Origin of the sequence: Thiomicrorhabdus heinhorstiae (assembly GCF_013391765.2) — a bacterium.
In the GTDB taxonomy this organism is placed as follows: Bacteria; Pseudomonadota; Gammaproteobacteria; order Thiomicrospirales; family Thiomicrospiraceae; genus Thiomicrorhabdus; species Thiomicrorhabdus heinhorstiae.
The window spans coordinates 1-451 of record NZ_JACBGI020000065.1; the positions used below are offsets into that span (position 1 = coordinate 1).

Genomic DNA, 451 nt, shown 5'->3' on the forward strand with positions numbered 1-451 from the left:
TCACTTACCTTCATGATAGGCAAATGCCCGGTGATATCGGCAGCGGCCACCCGGAACACCTGAGCGTGCTTCCACTGCCGAATCTGGTTCATAAAGGCTTCATCGTCGTCGAAAGTTTCCGCCAGAATCGCCGACGCTTCCTGCTTCAACCCAATCAAATCAAGCGGCTCATACAGGATGCTTTCATCCAGCAACTGGTCCAACAAGGCTGGATATTTGACCAGCACTTCGGCCATCCAAGCACTCAAAGCGCACAGTTGCAGTAAATGTTTAATCGCTTGCAGGTTTTCTTTCAGCAGCACCAGATACACACTGCGATTCATGACACTGGCCAAAACACTCAAGGAGCGCTCCAGTGCCAGCGTCTGGTTATCGACCTGACTCAACTCCGTCAACACCAGCGGTAACACTGCCTTGAAACGCTCGACGGCCTCGGCACTGGCATGGGTAT

Annotated in this window: 1 pseudogene; it reads right to left on the reverse strand. The window is 52.5% G+C overall.

The features are described from left to right. A pseudogene (locus H8792_RS12380) lies at window positions 1–451 on the reverse strand (bifunctional [glutamate--ammonia ligase]-adenylyl-L-tyrosine phosphorylase/[glutamate--ammonia-ligase] adenylyltransferase); the annotation flags it as partial.